Below are 19,511 nucleotides of genomic sequence, written 5' to 3' on the forward strand. Positions count from 1 at the left end.
CTGACTCGGTGCACGACGCTGACCGTGTGATTCCACAGGATCTGATCGAGTTCGGGCAGACAGCCCGGAACTGGTTCTGCTGGGATCTGGAACAGAAGCAACCGCGTGCCCCGTTCAACGACGGCTATGCAGGGACGGTGAAGTGGGGCCGGGATTCGGTTTCGTGGGACAACCGAGTCGGCGGACGGTTCGGCGACGTGATGGAGGCGCTGAACGGAACGGTGAACGGCCACGTCGATCCGGCGTTGTACTGGGGGACGACAGACCACGGCGAGGCCGTGGAGCCACGTCCGTTGTACCCGATGGTGATCGTGCCCCACGCAGACTACCAGCCGGACGACGGGCCGCTTATGCTCGTTGATTTGGACGACGTGATCGACGTTCGGGACGACGGGACGGGTATGATGACCCGGGAGGCGTGGGACATCATTCAGTCACTCGGCGGGTACGCGGAGGTGTCACGGTCGATGACCGGTGCGCACGTCTTCGTGAAAGGACGGATTCCCCGCGACGTTGATGGGCGGGAAATTATGGAGGAATTGAATGAGAGTGGGCACATCGAGATCTACGGCTACCCGGCCAACGGTCGGGTGATCGGGACGACGTGGCTACACATCGAGAGTACATTGAGGCACACTGTTCCCGAGGTGCAGGACGTGATTGGCGAGTTGGTCGATGAGTACGGTGATGATGAGGATCAGCTGAGCGATCAGGAGCAGGCTGATGTCGTGATCGAACGGTACCAATCTCAGATTCAGGGCGACCAGAGTGGGGGTAGTCGGTCAAAGTACTACGACCTCGATCCGGTTCCGATAGCGAACACCGGATCGTTCCGGACGTACGGGAGGAACGGTCAGGGTCCGCATCCCGTCCACGGGGCGACGACATCTCACGACAATCCCGGACCGGACGACAAGGACAGCACGAACTTCGGTGTCGATAGCCAGAACGGGTGGAAGTGCTGGCCCCACGACGACGGCGGGGGTGCGCTCCAGCTGATTGCGGTCCTCGAAGGCATCAGGGACTGTGGGAATGCGGCTGGTGTGATGCAGGATCCGGAGGATGCGCTACGAGTCTGTTTGGCAGCGCGTGACGAGTACAGTTCTGACCTGGATGACGAAAATCCGCCTACGGTAGCATTGAAAGGGGTTTGTGAGGTTCAGAATCTGGATTATCCCGCGGACGGGCCGCTCGATAGTGGAACCTACGAGATTGCTCGGGGGCTGTACGATGCGATGAGTTATTGATCACCACGAGCCGTCGATGGCACGCTGATAGGCCGTTTCTGCTTGATCAGCTACTTCGTCCCAGTCATATCGTTGTGCCCGTTCAACGGGATTCGTCGGTGGTCGTTTGCCACCTAGTGCGACATCGAGTGTCTCCGTCAGAGACTTGACCGTGGGATCGACGAGGAAACCCGCGTCGTCGATGACTTCGTCCGCTGCCGAATCAGGATGGTCGGCGGCGATGACGGTACAGTCGGCGGCCATCGCTTCGACGAACGTGATCCCGAACCCCTCCCGAGTGCTCGGAGACGCGAAGACGTCGGCAGCGCGCATATGACCGAGAACGTCATCGTAGTCGTCGAGGAAGCCAAGGAATTCGACGCGGTCGGCGTGAGTCAATGCCTCCTGCTTTCTTTCGAGGCGTTCGCGTTCGGGTCCGTCGCCGACGATACCCAGCGTGGCGTCGTGATCGTCGGCGACCTCGTCGAAGGCATCGAGAAGCACGTCCACGTTCTTGTGTTCGATGAGTCTGCCCGCGAAGAGCACGTCGTAGCCCTGTTCGGGGAGCGGGGCGTTTCTGACCTGCTCGACGTCGATGCCGTTCGGGACGATTTCGATGTTCTCACGGGCAGGGCCAATGGCGGCGAGACGGTCAGCCGTGATCGATGATATCGCTATCGGATGTTGTGGTGTGCGTGCGGTGACGTGCTCGGTGAGCTTGCCGAACGGGGCGAGGTGACCGAGGTACTCCTCCCAGTAGTCGCCCCAGACCTCGTGCCACGTCGTCACGAGTGGTGTGTCCGTGCGGAGACTGGCGAGTTTCGTGGCGAGCACCGGGAAGTACGGAAAGACACTGGCGACGACGACATCGTGTTCGTCGCGGCGGAGGTGTCTGCGGAGTTCTGGGAGTGCGCGGGCCGCGAAGTCTATGGCTTCCGTGATGGAACGACGATCTCCGTCGTAGAGGTCGGCTTCGGGGGCGACTGCGCGCAGCGTCATTCCCTCGTGGGTGGTCTGTTCGGGGCCGTCCCAGAAGTGACGGCCATAGATGGTGACGTCGTGGCCCTCGTCGGCGAGTCGGGTGCCGATTTCGTGGATTCGCTTCTCGGCCCCGCCGGTGACGAACGGATAGACGACGTTCGACACGAAAGCCACGCGCATTATCCGATATGCTGGGGGTATGGGATAATTTCTTTTCGATGTGCCGACAGGCCAACGAATGGATCGTAGCGACTAGTAACGCGGTTTGATGGGTCTTGGAGGGAATTGTTCACGTAACACCTATGTCCCATCATGTTTTCCATCGATACAATGAGTGAGGACTGGGAGAATGTTATCCTGCTTTCTGCGGACGCGCTCCGCGCAGACCACCTCTCCTGCTACGGGTACCACCGCGACACGTCGCCGGTACTGGACGAGCTCGCGGAGGAGAGTATTCGATTCACGAACGCGTATAGCGCGAGTTCGCACACACGAGAGGCGGTTCCGGCGTTGCTGACCGGGAAGTACCCTGACGTCGCTATTGACTCAAAGTACCACCTCGCTTCTGACACTATTGCGTCAACGCTCTCCGAAGAGGGGTTTGCGACAGCAGGGTTTCACTCGAACCCGTTTGTCTCACGGGCGTACGGTTTCGACCGGGGCTTCGATGTCTTCGACGACGATCTCCATCTTGGCCAACACAAGCTGATCGCGCTCGCACAACGTGCGCTTGACAAGTTTCGGAACCGCCACTACGCGCGAGCCGAGGAAATCAACGAGCGCTCGCTAAACTGGATTGATTCACTCGACGACGGAGAGTCATTCTTCCTCTGGAACCACTATATGGACACGCACGGTCCGTACGAACCACCTGGGGAGTACGCGACGCTATACTCCGACCAAGGCTTGTCAGGCCGGGACGCACAGTCGCTGTACCAACGTGCAATCGACGATCCCGAGTCAATTACTGAGGAGGAACAGCAGTTGTTGATTGATCTGTACGACGCCGAAATCCGGTACAACGACAAGTACATCGGTGCGTTCCTAGAGGAACTTCGTGAGCGGGGATTACTGGAACAGTCGCTACTGATCGTAACGGCCGACCACGGTGACGCGTTTGGAGAACACGGCTACTACGAACACCCACGGTATTTACACGACGAAATCACCCACGTGCCACTGTTTATGCGACCTCCAAACGGCGATATCGAATCTATGGAAGCTCCTGTGAGTACTCTAGATGTCGTGGCAACTATCGAAGAAACAGTCGGACGCAACAGTACCGATGGTACATCGCTGTTCGACGCTTCAAATGACAGGCGGGTCTTCTCCCAGGCTCGTGGAGAGGACGATCACAGTCATCTCCGGCGATACGCTGTTCGTACCCGTGAGGACAAATGTTTCTGCGAACGAGATCGGGACAGTGGCGCAATAGAGTACACAGAGAGCTCTGACCGGTCGCTTCACTCCGAGCTTGAAGCGTATGTTGAACAGCGGGTTCGCGTCGAGAACGGCGACGAGATCGGCGAGGATGAGGACGTTGACGAAGAGATCGAGCAACGGTTGAGCGCTCTGGGGTACAAAGAGTAGTATGGAGGATACTCTACGCGTCTGCCTCATCTCGAAGCAGTTTCCTCCAGGTGTCGGGGGTGCGGAGACGTACGCACACGAACTCGCTAACGGGCTTGCCGAGCGGGGCCATGACGTGGACGTGTTTACGCAGTGGATTGACAGTCCGGACGAGAAGGCAGACGTTCACGAGAATGTTTCCGTTCATCGGATCTGTAAGGCACGACGGAAGCTCGTCACGTTCGAGACGCTGTGGTTCAGCTTCACAGCACGGCGAGAGATCGATTTCGAGGCATACGATATCGTTCACGGTACGATGATGCCTGCCTCGACGGTCGCAGTGACAGCGTTCAATGATATTGAGACGCCCGTAGTATTGACAAGTCACGGGACGTCAATCGGGGAAGCAAAGGCGGTCGCGCTAGAGACGCCCGCGGACTACCTGTTGAAGTACTTCTTCCATCCGATGAACGCCGTAATGGACTACGTGGCGAGTCGTGACGCTGACAAAGTGATTGCGATCAGCAATCACGCTTACGACCAGTTGACGACGAGCTACCGACTTAGTGAGGGCGATGTTGAGATGATTCCCCACGGCGTGGACACGGAGTGGTTCTATCCACGCGAAGAGCGGCATCCAGCTGTTGATTCAGAGAAGATGTCGTTACTCTACGTTGGACGACTCGGCGCTCGGAAAGGACTTGGCCTGGCGTTGCGGTCGCTCGCGCGAGTAGAATCCGACGACGTGGAGTTTCTCATCGCCGGTACCGGTCGGCATGAAAAGCGACTCCGTAAGTTGGCACAGGAGTTAGGAATTCAAGAGCAGGTACGTTTCCTCGGGTACGTTGACGATGGTGATCTCCCAGAGTTGTACTCTTCTGCCGACGTATTCATCCTCCCGTCCAAATATGAGGGGTTCGGACTTGTGTTGCTTGAAGCGATAGCCTGTGGGACGCCGGTGATCGGCGCGGATGCTGGTGGAATTCCTACGGCGGTTGATGACGGCGTAGATGGCTGCGTGGTAGAGAGAAACGAGGGTTCGTTAGCGGGGGCAATCAAAGAGATGATACAGGACGATCAGATGCGAGAGGAAATGGAAAAAGCATCAATTCAGGACAGGGAGTCACGTTCGTGGGATCGAGCGATTCAGCAGACTGAGAACGTGTACTCTGCGTTCACACGGGCGAGAACGCAGGAGGAGGCTTAATAAAATGACTACTACACGTGACTCTATTACTGACTTCGTCGGATCCCTTGAGGATGATATATCTCGAATCGCCATCTGCGGGACATCGTATAGCGATATTGGTGGCGTCGCACGGGTGATTGAACAACAAGCCGTCGAGTTACGTGATGAGGGGTACGACATCGAGATATTCACGCTAGAAGGGACGAGAAAGCCGCCAGAAGATGTCTCCCTCCACGCCCTCGGTCATTTCGAGACAAGCCCGTACAAAGAGGTCGATAAGCTACTTACGCTCGCCAGTCCCAGTGCTCTCAACTTCGTCCGGTCAGCAAATCGTTTCGATTTGATCATCGCACATCGATTTCCGTTCTCGACGCTCGGGCATGCGGCCAAGGTGGTTCACGACGTTCCTTACGTGTACTGGTCGCATCCGTCAGGATCGTCGGACGAGCTCTTCGAAGGACTGGCCCACATCTGGGCGCGAGTCCAACATCACCTCGAAACCAAGAACTATGCCGTCCGAAAGGCCGATTATCTTTGTGCGGTGAGCGAGGAATCAGGGGAGTATATTGAAGCGAAGACTGGACGTGAGGCAATCGTCGTTCCGAACACGATTACTGAGTCGAGATTTGAGGACGTTGCGGATGAGGAGACGATTAACGAACGATTCGACCTCACACCCGAAGATACCGTCGTACTTCACGTTGGACGGATTTCTCCCCGCAAGAACATCCATAAACTGATAGAAGTATTCCAAGCGGCCAGGCAAGAGGAGGCCGATTGTAAACTCCTCCTCGTCGGTGAAGAGAGTATGCCTGAGTACTCCGAGTGTGTCCGAGAACAGGCGGGCGATGATGTCGTCTTGACGGGGTTTGTTGATGATGAGACACTCGCGGGAGTTTATAACAGGAGCGACGTCTACGCGACGTGTTCACTTTCGGAGGGTTGGGGTCTTCCGCTCTCTGAGGCGAGCTACTTCGATTTAGAGATCGTTGCCTTCGAGTCGATCCCTGCCGTTAAATCACTGAGTAACGCCCATCAAGTCGCCGAAGAGAACTATGACGAGTTCAGCGAAAAGCTAAATGCCGTACTTGACGCAGGAACTATGACTACCGAGGAAGATGATTGAACAGCGGGCGTGCCTGCTCTCCGACAGAGGATCACAGTAATGGCAACCACCCAAGTAACTCGAACAGAGCTGTTCCGAAATGCCGTAATATCAGCCATTGCTCCGAACACTCATCAATCAATTCGTTTCTCTGGGTTTCTAACGATACTCTACGCGGTGAGCGTTTTCCTTCCGGAACCGCTGCCGGGGACGACAGCTATCCAAGCGGCTCTTGGATTTGTCCTACTGACGTTCGTACCGGGATTGCTGATCTTGCGCATCATACGAGATCGATTCCGGCCGATTGATATGTTGTATGCGGTGGCGCTGAGCCTCGCCTTTTCGATGTTCGTCGCCTGGCTGGCGAACGCGGTGTATATGCAGTTTCAGATCATTCCGAAACCGTTCAACGGGACTACTCTCGTCTGGATCTACGTCGGTGTAATCAGCGTACTTACTGCCTCAGCGTGGTATCTGACCCGGGACCAGACCCCCGTTGATGAGATATATTGCGTCTTTAGTTATATCTGCGAATACAATACCAAAATAATCTTGTTATTGCTCACACTTCCGGTTTTCGGTGTCTCTGGTGCGTTATTCATCAATCGCGTCGGCGAGAACACCATAGCGCTCTCAGTCCTTGCTGCGTGTGCCGTTCTCCCTCTACTTGTCCTCCAATTCGACCGGAAGCGACGATATCTAGGACTATCGATACTGGCGATCTCGTTTGCTCTCGTGTTACAGCGTGCCCTCCTTGCGACGCATCTCGCTTTCGGAGATGGAATGGCTGAATATAGTATCGCTCAGAATGTTCTCAGTACTGGCTACTGGATCCCGACGGGAACGAAAGGAGCGATGGTTCGGATCGGACCGATGCAGGCCGCCTACAAGCTCGTGATGGACATCCCTCTCCTGTGGGTATTCAAAATCGCCCATCCAGTCGTGTTCGCATTTACACCTGTGATTGGGTACCTGCTCTCAACGCGGTACTTTTCGAAAGAAGTCGCATTTCTTGGGAGCGCACTGTACGTCTTCCTGCCCGAGACATATCGGCTGCTCCCGCGGAACACGCGAACCGGCGCTGCTATCTTCTTTACCGCGGTTCTCGTCGCCGTCATACTTGATAGTGATATCAAGAAGCGACATCGGAAATTTCTAGCCCTCACGTTCTTCTGGGCGTTGATTACTTCCCACTACGGTGTTGGCCCCCTCGTGTTGCTGTTGATTATTCCGGCATACGTTTGCTATCGCGTTCTCAGGTATCTCGGGGGTGAATCACAGCCGATGGCTGAATTCACGGGTCTCACACTCTACGTTGTGTTGACGTTCGGTTGGTACGCCTACATCACGAGAGACACCTTCGATTTCGTCGGTAGCGTCCTTATCGGTCGTGCACTGAACTTCCTCACACCAACAACGAACACTGCAGCAACGAACGCCATCTCCTTTGAGATGCCTTCGCTCTCCTTCAAGGTGTTTTTCTACTCTCATTTGATCATCGCTGCCCTCACGTGTCTCACAATCGGTATCATTGCGCTCATCTACCTGCTACGGCTACTCTCAGTAGAACACCGAGCAATCACTCAATTTGAGAACGTCATCCAGGAGGACGCACCTGGTGCCCTGCGAAACGGGGCGTATCTAAGTGTGGTACTCGGTTTAGCAGTACTGTTTCCACTATCGTTTGGTCCAAATGTCTTGAGTTCAGCGCGTACGTTTGGGCTTCTGATGGTGATTCTCGGGCCGTTTGCGATTCTTGCAGTGCGCCTCCCGAAGTTCAGTCGGAGTCAATTTGTTCCGGCAAGCGTCTTACTCATAGTCCTCATGTTACTTTCGTCAGGGTTCATCGCTGCAACGGTGACTCACGACGCTTCACGGGCACCGAACTTCGATAGAGATCGAATTATGCAATCTGGCGATCCAATAGAGCAATTCGCGCTATATCGGGTGTACACACCTGAAAGTGGCCTTTTCGCGTCTTCGTTCATCGCCGAATACATCCCGGACGAGAGTACAGTATACAAAAGTAAGCTTGGGACGTATCAAACTGAGCTTACAGTTCCTGATGAAACCGATCCCAATATCCAGAGTATAGAGAATCCGGATGATCTCAATGAGGGATATACGTACATTGCTCAGGCAGATACGACGAGTGGAACGATAACGACTGGATTCAACGGATTTGTCTACTACGATTTCTTTGATTTGCCTCAGTTCATCTCTAAAAATAAGGTGTACACGAACGGGCCGGCAAAGGTATACAAATAATATTTAATCACAAAATATGTCACTTAACAGCCTTTAATCGGAAGTACATATGTTGGGCGGGGAACAATCGTGATAAGAAGGTTACTTCAAAGAAGTTCATCCCTCTTTCGCTTTTATTCATAACGGGTTGAATTATGTAGTTCCATGGGAGAACCAGCCTCTGTTGGAATATTAGCTTTTTCTCGATAACGTCAAAATCAGCATCAGAATAGAACCCGTACGTCCCATCAGCAGTAAAATAGTTATCCATCGTGTCTACTCCTACGAGGCGTTCATGAGTGGGGTCCGTCCAATTTTGTGAGCTTCGATGTGGCGCTCGTACCTCAATGACTGCGCCGTTTTCCGCGATCCGATGGACTTCTTCGATGAAGGTCATCGGGTTCTCCAAATGCTCGAACAGGTCTATGGCACGAATATGGGTGAAATGATTACTAGGCAGATCCCAATTAGGTTGGTCCAAGTCGATTACCTTATCCGTCTGATTTGTCTCAACGATGTCTACACCTAGATATCCTTCTGGCTTCTTCTCGCCGCAGCCCAGTTCGACCTTTTTAGGCATCTCCATTTAGAGAATTCTTTCGCCAGACGTGACTTATTATTGCCTATCTAGAAGAGAGATGTTGACTTAACCGAGGGGGTGCTGACAGTCTTGAGACTACTCTATTTCCGACATTAATCTTTGAAACTCTTGACTAAACGCCTTTTTCTGGAACTGCGGTCCAAACTTCTCTCCTCGTATTTTGCTATCCGAAGATAATTCCTCTTTTTCTACCTGTGGAAGCCCCATATACCAATTAACCACCTCACCTAGCCCATTAGCAGATGTAGAGGCGATTAATCGTTCGTCGATCTCTTTGATCTCAGAGCGCGAGCCTGTTGATTCAGTCACAACTGTAGGAACGCCGGCCCTGAGCGCTTCAAGTACCGTTACCGGAAAGGGGTCAATACGAGATGGCTGAACATACAACCCCGCGTTCGTGTATACATCTGCGATATCTTCGACGAAGCCGTGTACAGTCACACCGTCAGTGTCCTCGAACGATTCGGGATGCCCTTTCCCGACAACGTGTAGTTCCGCACCTGGATGTCGTTCTCGAACTGCTGGCCACGCGTCCACGAGGAGATCCACACCTTTATACCGAGTTGCTCTTCCAATAGTTACAGCTATCTTCTCATTAAGATTGGGTTCAACACTACCGAGACTATCGTACAGGTCTGGCTGGATATATGGATGAGCAACTCGAATTGGAACAGTATCTCCGAAGATGGGACGCAGATACTCTTTGACAAAGTCAGAGACGGCAATAATTCCGTCAACACCACGCTGAGCGATTGTACGAACCACCGGCTTCCCATATGTCCCGAGTATATGTTTGAAGAACGAATACGCCGACGTGACCGGAACGGATCTATTCCAGAGGTTGTATAGTCGATGATCGGCACAAAGATACACAAGGTTTGATCCATAAATCATTTTGTGGATCAATCCCGTATACAGGGGTCGAGAACCTTCCGCGATAACTGTATCGTACTTGCCAATCGAGTATCCCCGTGCAATTTCCTGATAGAACGATTTCACATTGTGGGGGCTTGTATTAGAGATACTCCGAATATCCGCATTAATAGCTTCAGCAAAACCTCGATGTGCGGGGTGTAACTCCTCATTATGGCCATGATACAGCATAGCAATATTTGACATTATATTTATGTAAGTTTGGTGGGGGTCTCTTAGTTTAATCGTTTCGCAAAGCCGCCTGGGCTCGTTTCTGGTTGGTTTAAGAGGTTCTATGTTATTGCCCTTTTGATTAATTGGGCTTTGGTGAATCACTAGACAGCGTCGGTTTCGACCGGTAGAATTTGGAAGATAAAGCGGGAAACCGCCGATGATCTATGTCGAAAATTTCCCGCTTCACGGCTTTGGTGAATCACTAGACAGCGTCGGTTTCGACCGGTAGAATTTGGAAGATAAAGCGGGAAACCGCCGATGATCTATGTCGAAAATTTCCCGCTTCACGGCTTTGGTGAATCACTAGACAGCGTCGGTTTCGACCGGTAGAATTTGGAAGATAAAGCGGGAAACCGCCGATGATCTATGTCGAAAATTTCCCGCTTCACGAAGAAGGCAGTCACGTTGGCTAAAAATGTTGTTGGTGACCGAGGCGAAGTCGCCGCCCCCGAAGGGGGTGGCGGCTTCGCCGACTACGCCCTCGTATCGCTGCACTGTCTGCGGATTTACCTTGATGAGTCGTACCGCAACGCATTGGATCTGCTGAGCGAAATGCCGCATATTTGTGGGGAGATCGGCCTCGAAGAGGGCGATCTCCCTGATCACTCGACGCTCGTTAAGGCGTTTGATAGGTTTCAGATGAAGGTCTGGCGAGTGCTGCTGCGCCTGTCGGCGCAGCTGCACGACCCCTCGGGTCACGCCGCCATTGATGCCACGTTTTTTGACCGCGAAAACGCTAGCAAGCACTACTGTCGCCGCACGAATTACCGCGTTCAGACACTCAAGGCGACGGCTCTCGTCGATACTCAAACTCAAGCTGTTCTAGACGTTCATTGTACGACCGAGAAAACCCACGACACACAACTCGGCTGGCAGGTCGCCTCCCGCAACGCAGGCGACCTGCACAGCCTCGCCGCTGACAAAGGCTACGACTGGATGCGATTACGCGAAAAACTACGAGAAGAAGGCGTAAGGCCGTTGATTAAACATCGCATCTTCCGGCCCATCGACCACGCGCATAACGCGCGGGTCGATGGGCCTCGATACCGTCAAAGATCGATGTGTGAGACCGTCTTCTCGTCGATCAAGCGCACGCACGGCGACGCCGTGCGTGCGCGAACGTGGTACCGAGAATTTCGTGAACTCGTCTTGAAATGTGTCGTTCATAACATCAAGCGTGCCGCAACATAGCCAAATCAACCGCTGTATGGCGATTCACCAGAGCCCCTCAAATGGAAAGCATCGCCGTTAATCGTGGAGATTGCGGCAGAATACCACGCTCCCCTCACGGAGCTCTTTGAGCAACTTACGAATCGGCTGAGTTTCGCAGCCTCATGGATTGACGAACACCTTGGTGGATACCTTCTGAAGTTACGCTAGGCACTGTCGTCCCCGGCTTTCTCGGTGATCATATCGTCGAGAATGATGTAGCCATCCTGTGACCAGCGTGTTTTACCGTGTTTTTGGAGTTCCTCAGCCGTTCATGGTTGAATTGCTGTTCGTCCCAGTCGTATTCGGTGAGGAACTTGTTGAGGGCGCGTTTGCCCTTACTGGAAGGACTTCGCGTACGATGCCTGCCACGGTCTTATTGCTGGCCGCAACCAGACCTGTGGCATAGGTTTTGGTATGATGACGCTGTGCTGGTGACAGCGACTCAACCTCATCGAACACGTGCATGTATGACAAGAAGTCCGTAATCGGCATCATCTGTTCCTGCTATCGCCTACGTTCTACTCCTACTACAACGTGTAAATATAAGTCTTTAGTAAGAAGGAAGATCGGCGTAGAATCATACAGAAAATGCCTATGGCAGGGTTTTCAGAGACCGCTGTATGGACCCGTCCGGGAAGTAATATTCATTGAGTGTTGACAATAACCTACGCAAAAGCGACGAGAACAAGTAGCTAGAAAATTGAATCACGGATATGCCAAGTTATGACTTTTATGACGAGTTCTCCGTGAATGCATCCGACTCGGAGAATATTCTTTCCGTGCTCAATAACCACCACGATTATTTCAAAACATCCTCTAAAGCCTCTGGTACTAATTCTGACTTAAATATATTATCTGATATCGACTCGGTTAAAACACTGAACAACGTTTTGGGTGGGCCTAGAGAGCGTTATGGGCGGGTCAGGAATGAATTCGCAATTGTAGATAGAAATCAACAAGTCATATTTGATGAAGATTGGAGTACAATCCATTCCACAAAAAACCCCCTAGGGCGTATCAGAACTATAATTGAAGGGGAGCTCAGGAAGAAATTAGCCGAGAATGGAATGGCTATGGTCCACGGATCAGCAGTAAATTATGAAGGTAACACGTATTTATTCCCTGCTTGGCGCCATACAGGGAAAACAAATGTTATGCTAACGCTAATGCAAAACGGCGCAGATTATCTGGGTGACGATAGAGTATTTATATCTGAAGGAGGTGAAATCTATGCTTTCCCAACCAACATCCATCTATTTTCCTATAATTACAATTCATTTGATGATATAAGGAAGAAAAATTCTGTAAGTAAGTCAAGAGTTAAACTCAAAATGTGGATTGGAAGTATAACAAGTAAATATTCAAACAAAGTTTCTAAGGGGATTGACATTTTTAATAATGTGATGATCGGTGAGGAGGATTGGGTTGACCCACTCTCACTATTCCCTGATTCATATTTAGTCGAAAAGGATAGTGTTGATGAAGTGATTATGCTTCAGAGTTCTGAAAACACAGATGTTCCGTCGAAGACACCAATTGAATCAGGAGAATTGATTAGGGCACTTACTGGGATCAATCATGTGGAATGGAACTCATACTTACAAGAAGTTGGATTAGCGCACGACATTCTTTTCCCAAATAGAGCTTCTAAAGAGAAAGAATTAGAACTATTAAAAGAAAAAGAAGAAAACATATTTTCAAATTTCTCAAAGAAGGCTAAAATAAGAAAGTTATTGATAAAGCCAGAGGAATATTGGGGTGAAGAATTCAAAAAAGATATCGTCAGTGAAATTGAATATTAAGATGGGGACTCAGAAATCCATATTTAAATTATTTTTGTCAAATGGTGGGAAATCAATCTTAGTTTTTCTTGGGACAGCCATATTTGCGAGAGAACTAGGCCCCAATAACTTAGGGAAATATTTTCTATATATGGCTTTCATCGGAATCGTATCTGTGATTAGTGATTTAGGCGTTCGGGGAGCACTTGAAAAACGAATTAGTGAGAGTAGTAATGGGGAAGGTTATCTTATATTAGGAATATTACTAAAGATTTTGATTATTCTGCCGGTGATTATAACCTTATATGGCTTCAAATCCGAGATAGAAGGTTATCTGGATGCAAATATATTCTATCTGGTTATTATAGGTGTATTTTTACTTGAGTTTGCTCATCTACCTGAAGCGATACTTAGAGGACAGGGGAGGGTGGGTGATACAGCGACTCCACAATTTTTCCGCTATGCGATCTGGGTAGTTGTAGGATATATACTAATAAATATGGGATTCAATTATCGAGGATTGGTCTATTCTGCACTCTTAGGTTTATTTGCAATGGGGATCTGGAACGGGTATAGGATTGAGATAAACCCATCACTTCCAAATATGGGTCAAATATATTCTATCATAGATTACTCAAAATTTAATTTTATATCTGATTTAAATTGGTACCTACATAATTGGACTGATGTATTGATAATAGGTGTTTTTCTCACCTCGTTGGAAGTTGGTGGTTACGAAGTTGCTTGGAGAGCAAGTATGATTCTTACATTATTGTCGGGTGCTGTTGGTACTGCTATATTCCCCCGTGTCAGCTATCTTGATTCTAAAAATCAATATGAGAAAATCACTCAGCTTCTTAAGGATAGTCATGTACAATCACTTTTACTTACTGTTCCTGGGTTCGCCGGTGTTTTTTTACTATCTGAAGATATTCTCAAATTTCTTTTTGGTGAAGAATACACTTTCGCTAGTCTGGTATTAGTAATTCTCTGTTGTCAGAAAGTTCTTTATAGTTTTTATATCGTATATTCGAGAGCATTACATGGGCTAGATCGCCCAGATCTAGCCGCGAGGGCTAAAATAACCAGTGTTATATCAAATATTATTTTGAATATAATATTCGTATATTATATAGGAATAATTGGTGCAGCATTCGCAACGCTAATATCCTTTACAATAAACACTTTACTTGTACATAAATATTTAACTTCAATTATTAACATTGAATATCCTATTGTAGACATCCTTTGGATTGCATTAGCAACTTCTGGAATGGGGGTGTGCGTTTATGTATCCACAATTGTTCTGCCAATCAAGGGCATCCTCTCACTAGTAGTGGTGGTATTTATTGGGTCAGCTACATATATGCTTATAATCCTTCTGAGGGAGAGCACAAGAGAGGTAGTCCTCAGATTTATTGCCGAGCTTTGATTACGGCCAGGTTGACATTAACTAGTTGGGTTTTCTGGCTGGGGATGTCGGGATCTAATTCTTCTCGAAAACCGATTCGTAGTTGTGCGTTCTCGACAGATTACTGGACGATGTGCGTCAGTGAATTCTACCGGCCGGTTTCCTCGTCGGCCAGCATCGAAAGTCCCTCCTGCAAATTGGACTACCCGATGGGTACCCCGTACTTCTGATGTCGCGCTAGATGTTCGGCAGCGAGTAGCTGTCGACCGGTGTTCGCCGGTTTCGGTTTTTTGTTTGGTGGTACTAATTGCTGTCGAAGGAGAATGGTTCGTATCCGGTGGAACGATACTGAATAGCGAAGCTCGGACTGAAGCTATCCACCGCGTCACCGAGGAGGAACTTGGAGTATCCGTTATCATTAACCAACAAGACTTCAATCTCATCCCGATATGTTGGTTAATATCTCTGTATGAAGACCAAGGAATTCAGTTGATTCAATCACATTATTTTGATGATTGGTAGCCAGAAGACATATACCACTCATCGCGCTATCGCGCCGATATGCACCGGGACTCAGCCGGTGTATGCCCATCCCCGCATGTATGATTACGAGGTCAGTCACCATCGAAGAGATCGATGAGTTATACCTGATGTGGAACGACCACATCAATGCTTCCGCCCTCTATCGCCGTGCCCTGCGCGAGGAAATGAATGTCCGGGATGTCGACCCTGACGAACTCCGGGACCTCCTCGAACGGGCCCGCGAGCAGGGCTATACACTCGACGAAATCGCAGAGAACACGAACCGTTTCGGCGATCTCCAAGCACTCGTCGAAGACCAGCAAAATCAGTCAGTCCCCGAAGATGCCGCCCAAGAGTAACCCGCTATGGCACAGGACCAGACTCCCTCCGACCCTGAGCGTAGCGTCGAAAACCAGTCACCGCTGACCGGGAAGATCACTCGGCAGGCAGCGCTCACCGTCGTCCTCCTGAGCCTGTTCGCTGTCCAGCCGGTCGCCGCCCAGAGTAACGCGGTCTGTAGCGCAGACAACCTCCCGAGCATGATTGAGGGGTTCTTCCAGCTGACAACGGCGCTGGGGATCGTCGGCCTCGCCATCGTCTGGCAGGCTGACTCCCTCATCGAGATGTTCACCCTCAATCCCGAGCAGAAGAAGGGCCTCAAGCGCCACAAGCGGTCGGCGATGAAGTCCGCGGTCGTCCTCGTCGTGCTCGGCCCGCTCTATACGGTTGCCGGGTCGATGATGGGTCTCCCGCTGGCGCAGTGCGTCGACCTCGTCCCCTGGTAACTACCCTACAGTCCCCGTTGCGAGCCCTATGAACCATCGAGAGCTCTCCGTGCTCATGGCCGGCTTGCTCGCGACGAGCCTAGTCACGGGTATCGTCGCCGCTGACCCACCGCGACCAGGCACGGAGGGGAACGGGCTCACAGAGAACGAGTCGGCAACGCTGTGGTCACGTGATGCGGACAACTACATCAGCCAGGAGGAGTACCGCCAGCGCTACGGCGAGGACCGCTCCGCTGTCCACCAAGTAGCAAACGGGACGGATATCACGTTCAAACGACCGCCGGCGACTGCGGCGACGTGGACGCGGAACGACTTTGAGGACCTTGACGCCGGCGGCCCAGATACGTCCGTACATCCACCGTACGCGGACCTCGAGGACGGCGTCTTCATCGAGGATGCTCACGCGACGATCTTCGCGGTCCAGCCCTCTACTCGTGGCCACCTCGAGTCCGGTGAAACCCCACTCTACATCGCGCCGAATGGGTCGATGCGCGGGTTCGTTGATTACCGCGTTCGCGTGCCCAACGGGAGTTCCTCCGGCAACACGACGATCTCGTGGTCGCTCACGGAGCACGAGATCGAAGAAGTCCGGTTGAAGAAGGACGGTGAGACCATCGTCGAGAGTGGTGGATCACATACGCCAGCCCTCGACTACCAGATCGAGGACGACTGGAGTGCGAATCTCACGCTTCAAGCGGAGATTAGCGTCCGGCTGAAGAAGACCGTCAGGACCGACCTGGGTGACCGGACGGACGTCGACGTCACCTATCGGACGGAAACACGGAACGTCTCCGATTCGATCGCCGTCGAGATCTACGACCTCTCGGCGTCCCCCTACTACGCCGAGTATCCAAACGGCGATGCCGGCGTGGCCATCTTCCAGTCGCGGCCGTGGCAGGGGTACACGCTCACGGAGGACGGTGAGACACGAGTCCGTGGCATCTGGCGATTCTACACGGCTCGGAACACCAACTGGGACACGCTCGTCCGGTCGAATCGCACAGATAGTGCTACCGTCCAGTCAGACGCGATTCCGGTGTACGTCCACGCCTATCCCTCGCGGATCGGGCCGCGTGCCGAGCCGGTTCGAGACGGGCCGGAACTCATCGAGACCTGGGGGACTGACCGTCAGTCTCCGGTCGGGACCATTGGTGAGAACATCAACATCGACATCGTCAACCAGTCGTACACGACGACGTACGGCGTCGCCGTTCGAGCCGAGAACGTCGACCGAGAGGCGCTGCACGTTGCGGGCATCGTCCGGGGCGTGAATGCGTCAATCGTCGAGCCGGCCGCCGGCTCCGAGCGGCAGCTCCGCCGCAGCAATCTCACTGTCGAAGTTCTCCAGCAGAATCAGTCGCAAGCGACGCTCAGGGTCGAACTGCGGGACAATCAAACTGGTGCGCCGATCGCGCTCGACGATAGCCGGCAATACCCAATCAGCGGCACCACCCGAAACGGGTACATCACGGTCGCGGATCAGCGCGTCGAGACCAACGCCTCCGGGGTGGCGATCGTGACCATCGACGAACCGGGCATCTACACGGCTCGGTACCACCCTGGCTCGTGGCTCGGTCACGACCCGGCGTACGTGAGTGATACCGCGACGGCCCGGTGGCATCCACTCGGGACGATCGACGGCTGGTTTGCACTGGTGTTCGAGGTCGGCTGGCAGCTCCTGCCGTTCTTCGTGATGTTCTACGCTGGCAAGCGCCTCCTGCGGATGCTCGGCCCAGAAGACATCTTCAAACAGAAACCATGACTCAGGACAATCCCCACCTCAGTAGACGGACCGCCCTCCGAACAATCGCCAGCGCCGCCCTCGTGAGCGTGGCCGGTTGTATGGATAGCAACGGAAGCACCGGCCCTAACGGTAGTTCAAGTCCAGAAGGCGGATCTGGCATGTTCCGGCAGGTGACTGTCGAAGGAACAGAACTCATCGTCCAGTTCGATTCGGACTCGGAGTTCGATCAGATCAACCTCATCCAACCGGACGGCGAACTGTTCGGACAGCGGGAGGTCGCTGCAGGTTCCCAACAAGTCTCATTTGACCTCGGCACAGCGTACGCTCCTGGCGAGTACGAAATAGTAGCCCTCAGCGGTGAGGAAACAGTCGGTGAAAGCTCGCATTCTGTCCAGCCAAACCTCGGGATCATCGAGATGGGCATCGGTAGAAACCAGCCTGAAGAGATGTGGGATGGACCAGAAAGCGAAACCGAAGAGGAGGCCTTCGTCACCCTCGAAAACCAGGGAACTGGCCCCGATGCAGTTACAAAATTGCTCTTCATCGGTGATGTCCCCTATCCGTCCGACGATGAGGGGACGAACTATGTCGATGATGAAGACGTAAGCGGGATTTACGACCCGGAATCCGACTCCGAGGTCGAGCAGGTCATTATCGCGCCCGGGGAACAAATTACGCTCTATAGTTCACGCTCGCCGTTCGCCTTCGTTCCTGGGGCAGGCACGTCCTGTTCGGAGGAATCGAAGACCGGTGAGTTTGAACTAATACTCGAGACGCGAGTTGGCGGGGACCGAGTCACCAAAACGTACCGTATCCAATATTCAGCGTCCCAAGAACCCGATAACTGCGAAATTTCCATCAGTGAGGCTTAACCATGGTTGATCTAATCGACGTCGTCCTTGAGGGATTCAAAGAGGTCGTCGATTGGATTGTCGGCCTCTTCATGGATGGCCTGCGTTCCGGCTATGAGACCCTCACCGAGGAGATGTTCGGGACACCAACGCCGGAGACGGATGGTGCATTCGTCTTCGGAGAGCCCAGCAATGCTCCTTGGCCGTCAATTCAGGACGCGCTTGTCGGTGGAGAGATCATGTTGATCTCGCTGCTTCTCCTCGTGATGTGCGTTCAGGGGCGTCACACGATCCGTATATTCAATATTGGAAGTGCATACGAGGCCAGGCGCACCAAGAAAACAGCTTGGGTCGGCGCGTTTCTGATTATCAGCTGGTACTGGGTCAGTATTCTTGGACTCTACATAGTGGACGGGTTCACTATCGCCCTGATGCCGAGTCTGGGTTCGTTGGGCGATGCGATGCTCAACTTGCTCGAAGTCTCAATCACAAACCCTGGGCTTTCACTCGTATTCGCACTGATTGGAGGACTCTCAATGTGGGCTTTGGAGGCACTCTACTACATTCGCGAAGTCTTGCTCTACGTCTACGTGTATGGAATGCCGATTGCGTTCGCGCTGGCCTACGGAAACATTCCCGTGCTCTCGGATATCGCGATGGGGTTCAGTAAGAAATTCGTCCCGTTAGCGGTCCTGCCTCTGCCTGCAGCGGTGGTGTTCAAAGGATACGACTTGCTGTACTCTCAGAACGCCATTGCTCCGAGTAGTCCGTTTTTGCGGTATCTAGTCGCGGCTTCGCTTCCGCTGATCGCACTCTACCTAACCTGGAAGACGTTCAAGTACGCGACCCCGCTGACGGCGAAGGTTCTTGGCGGTGCGACGAAAGGCGCAGCACTCGTTGGCGGTGTCGCCGCCGGTGGGTACCTTGCCGGATCCGGCGTCGCGACGACTGCCGCTCGGTGGGGGCCGAAGGCCGCCGCTGGCCACGCCGTCGCGCAAAAGGCGGCTGCCCGCGGTGGGCATGGCGGAAACGATGGCGGGACGCCATCGTACCGTCGAACAGAGAATGACCCTGGTGGAGCGACAGCGGAATCGGAGAGTGACGACCACGGTATGGACTTTGACCGCGGTATCCACTAACA

16 protein-coding genes and 2 pseudogenes are annotated in these 19,511 nt (G+C 52.6%); 14 read left to right on the plus strand and 4 right to left on the minus strand.

Features of this window, described 5'->3' with window-relative positions; translation table 11 throughout:
• The first annotated feature begins 26 nt into the window (after positions 1-26).
• Complete coding sequence (locus tag MXB53_RS14470; RefSeq protein ID WP_248898287.1) at positions 27-1,247, plus strand: hypothetical protein; 1,221 nt, start codon at positions 27-29, stop codon at positions 1,245-1,247.
• On the opposite strand, the gene MXB53_RS14475 is transcribed toward MXB53_RS14470, so the two are convergent.
• Entirely contained in the window at positions 1,248-2,387 is a 1,140-nt protein-coding gene (locus MXB53_RS14475; protein ID WP_248898288.1) for a glycosyltransferase family 4 protein, read from the minus strand.
• Positions 2,388-2,537: 150 nt separating this feature from the next.
• Between MXB53_RS14475 and MXB53_RS14480 the strand changes: the two genes are divergently transcribed.
• The 4 genes from MXB53_RS14480 to MXB53_RS14495 are packed head-to-tail and all read left to right on the plus strand — an operon-like array spanning position 2,538 to position 8,338.
• Positions 2,538-3,797, plus strand: coding sequence for a sulfatase (locus tag MXB53_RS14480; protein WP_248898289.1), 1,260 nt, complete (start codon positions 2,538-2,540; stop codon positions 3,795-3,797).
• A 1-nt stretch (position 3,798) separates the two neighbouring features.
• Positions 3,799-4,983 carry a glycosyltransferase family 4 protein gene (locus MXB53_RS14485; protein ID WP_248898290.1) on the plus strand — a complete coding sequence of 395 codons (1,185 nt, stop codon included), beginning with the start codon at positions 3,799-3,801 and terminating at the stop codon, positions 4,981-4,983.
• 4 nt (positions 4,984-4,987) lie between these two features.
• Positions 4,988-6,091, plus strand: coding sequence for a glycosyltransferase family 4 protein (locus MXB53_RS14490; RefSeq protein WP_248898291.1), 1,104 nt, complete (start codon positions 4,988-4,990; stop codon positions 6,089-6,091).
• Positions 6,092-6,130: 39 nt separating this feature from the next.
• Entirely contained in the window at positions 6,131-8,338 is a 2,208-nt protein-coding gene (locus MXB53_RS14495) for a DUF2206 domain-containing protein (protein WP_248898292.1), read from the plus strand.
• Between the two features lie 19 nt (positions 8,339-8,357).
• Here the strand turns inward: MXB53_RS14495 and MXB53_RS14500 are convergent, their stop codons facing one another.
• Both MXB53_RS14500 and MXB53_RS14505 read right to left on the minus strand, forming a co-directional pair.
• On the minus strand, positions 8,358-8,903 hold the full coding sequence (locus MXB53_RS14500) for a class I SAM-dependent methyltransferase (RefSeq protein ID WP_248898293.1): 546 nt from the start codon (positions 8,901-8,903) through the stop codon (positions 8,358-8,360).
• Positions 8,904-8,993: 90 nt separating this feature from the next.
• Positions 8,994-10,166: a glycosyltransferase family 4 protein gene (locus MXB53_RS14505; protein WP_248898294.1), complete on the minus strand. Its 1,173-nt coding sequence runs from the start codon at positions 10,164-10,166 to the stop codon at positions 8,994-8,996.
• 264 nt (positions 10,167-10,430) lie between these two features.
• Between MXB53_RS14505 and MXB53_RS14510 the strand changes: the two genes are divergently transcribed.
• Positions 10,431-11,255, plus strand: a complete 825-nt coding sequence (locus MXB53_RS14510) for an IS5-like element ISHvo1 family transposase (RefSeq protein ID WP_248898295.1) — start codon at positions 10,431-10,433, stop codon at positions 11,253-11,255.
• A 36-nt stretch (positions 11,256-11,291) separates the two neighbouring features.
• A pseudogene (locus MXB53_RS14515) lies at positions 11,292-11,444 on the plus strand (IS630 family transposase); the annotation flags it as partial.
• A gap of 5 nt (positions 11,445-11,449) precedes the next feature.
• Here MXB53_RS14515 and MXB53_RS14520 read toward each other — a convergent pair.
• Positions 11,450-11,771, minus strand: a pseudogene (locus MXB53_RS14520) (IS701 family transposase); the annotation flags it as partial.
• A 251-nt stretch (positions 11,772-12,022) separates the two neighbouring features.
• On the opposite strand from MXB53_RS14520, the gene MXB53_RS14525 reads away from it, so the two are divergent.
• From MXB53_RS14525 to MXB53_RS14555, 7 genes are all read left to right on the plus strand, one after another.
• Positions 12,023-13,078: a hypothetical protein gene (locus MXB53_RS14525; RefSeq protein ID WP_248898296.1), complete on the plus strand. Its 1,056-nt coding sequence runs from the start codon at positions 12,023-12,025 to the stop codon at positions 13,076-13,078.
• A 1-nt stretch (position 13,079) separates the two neighbouring features.
• Positions 13,080-14,489: a flippase gene (locus MXB53_RS14530; protein ID WP_248898297.1), complete on the plus strand. Its 1,410-nt coding sequence runs from the start codon at positions 13,080-13,082 to the stop codon at positions 14,487-14,489.
• Positions 14,490-15,070: 581 nt separating this feature from the next.
• Positions 15,071-15,349: a hypothetical protein gene (locus MXB53_RS14535; protein WP_248898298.1), complete on the plus strand. Its 279-nt coding sequence runs from the start codon at positions 15,071-15,073 to the stop codon at positions 15,347-15,349.
• Between the two features lie 6 nt (positions 15,350-15,355).
• Positions 15,356-15,775 (plus strand): DUF7985 family protein, encoded by a 420-nt coding sequence (locus tag MXB53_RS14540; RefSeq protein ID WP_248898299.1) that lies wholly within the window; start codon positions 15,356-15,358, stop codon positions 15,773-15,775.
• A 28-nt stretch (positions 15,776-15,803) separates the two neighbouring features.
• Positions 15,804-17,537: a DUF8186 domain-containing protein gene (locus tag MXB53_RS14545; protein WP_248898300.1), complete on the plus strand. Its 1,734-nt coding sequence runs from the start codon at positions 15,804-15,806 to the stop codon at positions 17,535-17,537.
• Between the two features lie 140 nt (positions 17,538-17,677).
• Positions 17,678-18,391: a hypothetical protein gene (locus tag MXB53_RS14550; RefSeq protein WP_248898301.1), complete on the plus strand. Its 714-nt coding sequence runs from the start codon at positions 17,678-17,680 to the stop codon at positions 18,389-18,391.
• A 2-nt stretch (positions 18,392-18,393) separates the two neighbouring features.
• A complete protein-coding gene (locus MXB53_RS14555; RefSeq protein WP_248898302.1) occupies positions 18,394-19,509 on the plus strand; it encodes a TrbL/VirB6 family protein in 1,116 nt (371 codons plus the stop codon).
• Positions 19,510-19,511 lie beyond the last annotated feature (2 nt).

The organism is Haloplanus sp. XH21 (genome assembly GCF_023276355.1).
Classification (GTDB): Archaea; Halobacteriota; Halobacteria; order Halobacteriales; family Haloferacaceae; genus Haloplanus; species Haloplanus halobius.

What these genes read in the sequence shown, in the direction of transcription:
- MXB53_RS14475 (WP_248898288.1), bottom strand. Translation starts at nt 2,387, where the DNA reads ATGCGCGTGGCTTTCGTGTCGAACGTCGTCTATCCGTTCGTCACCGGC.
- MXB53_RS14480 (WP_248898289.1), top strand. Translation starts at nt 2,538, where the DNA reads ATGAGTGAGGACTGGGAGAATGTTATCCTGCTTTCTGCGGACGCGCTC.
- MXB53_RS14485 (WP_248898290.1), top strand. Translation starts at nt 3,799, where the DNA reads ATGGAGGATACTCTACGCGTCTGCCTCATCTCGAAGCAGTTTCCTCCA.
- MXB53_RS14490 (WP_248898291.1), top strand. Translation starts at nt 4,988, where the DNA reads ATGACTACTACACGTGACTCTATTACTGACTTCGTCGGATCCCTTGAG.
- MXB53_RS14495 (WP_248898292.1), top strand. Translation starts at nt 6,131, where the DNA reads ATGGCAACCACCCAAGTAACTCGAACAGAGCTGTTCCGAAATGCCGTA.
- MXB53_RS14500 (WP_248898293.1), bottom strand. Translation starts at nt 8,903, where the DNA reads ATGGAGATGCCTAAAAAGGTCGAACTGGGCTGCGGCGAGAAGAAGCCA.
- MXB53_RS14510 (WP_248898295.1), top strand. Translation starts at nt 10,431, where the DNA reads ATGTCGAAAATTTCCCGCTTCACGAAGAAGGCAGTCACGTTGGCTAAA.
- MXB53_RS14530 (WP_248898297.1), top strand. Translation starts at nt 13,080, where the DNA reads ATGGGGACTCAGAAATCCATATTTAAATTATTTTTGTCAAATGGTGGG.
- MXB53_RS14535 (WP_248898298.1), top strand. Translation starts at nt 15,071, where the DNA reads ATGATTACGAGGTCAGTCACCATCGAAGAGATCGATGAGTTATACCTG.
- MXB53_RS14540 (WP_248898299.1), top strand. Translation starts at nt 15,356, where the DNA reads ATGGCACAGGACCAGACTCCCTCCGACCCTGAGCGTAGCGTCGAAAAC.
- MXB53_RS14545 (WP_248898300.1), top strand. Translation starts at nt 15,804, where the DNA reads ATGAACCATCGAGAGCTCTCCGTGCTCATGGCCGGCTTGCTCGCGACG.
- MXB53_RS14550 (WP_248898301.1), top strand. Translation starts at nt 17,678, where the DNA reads ATGTTCCGGCAGGTGACTGTCGAAGGAACAGAACTCATCGTCCAGTTC.
- MXB53_RS14555 (WP_248898302.1), top strand. Translation starts at nt 18,394, where the DNA reads ATGGTTGATCTAATCGACGTCGTCCTTGAGGGATTCAAAGAGGTCGTC.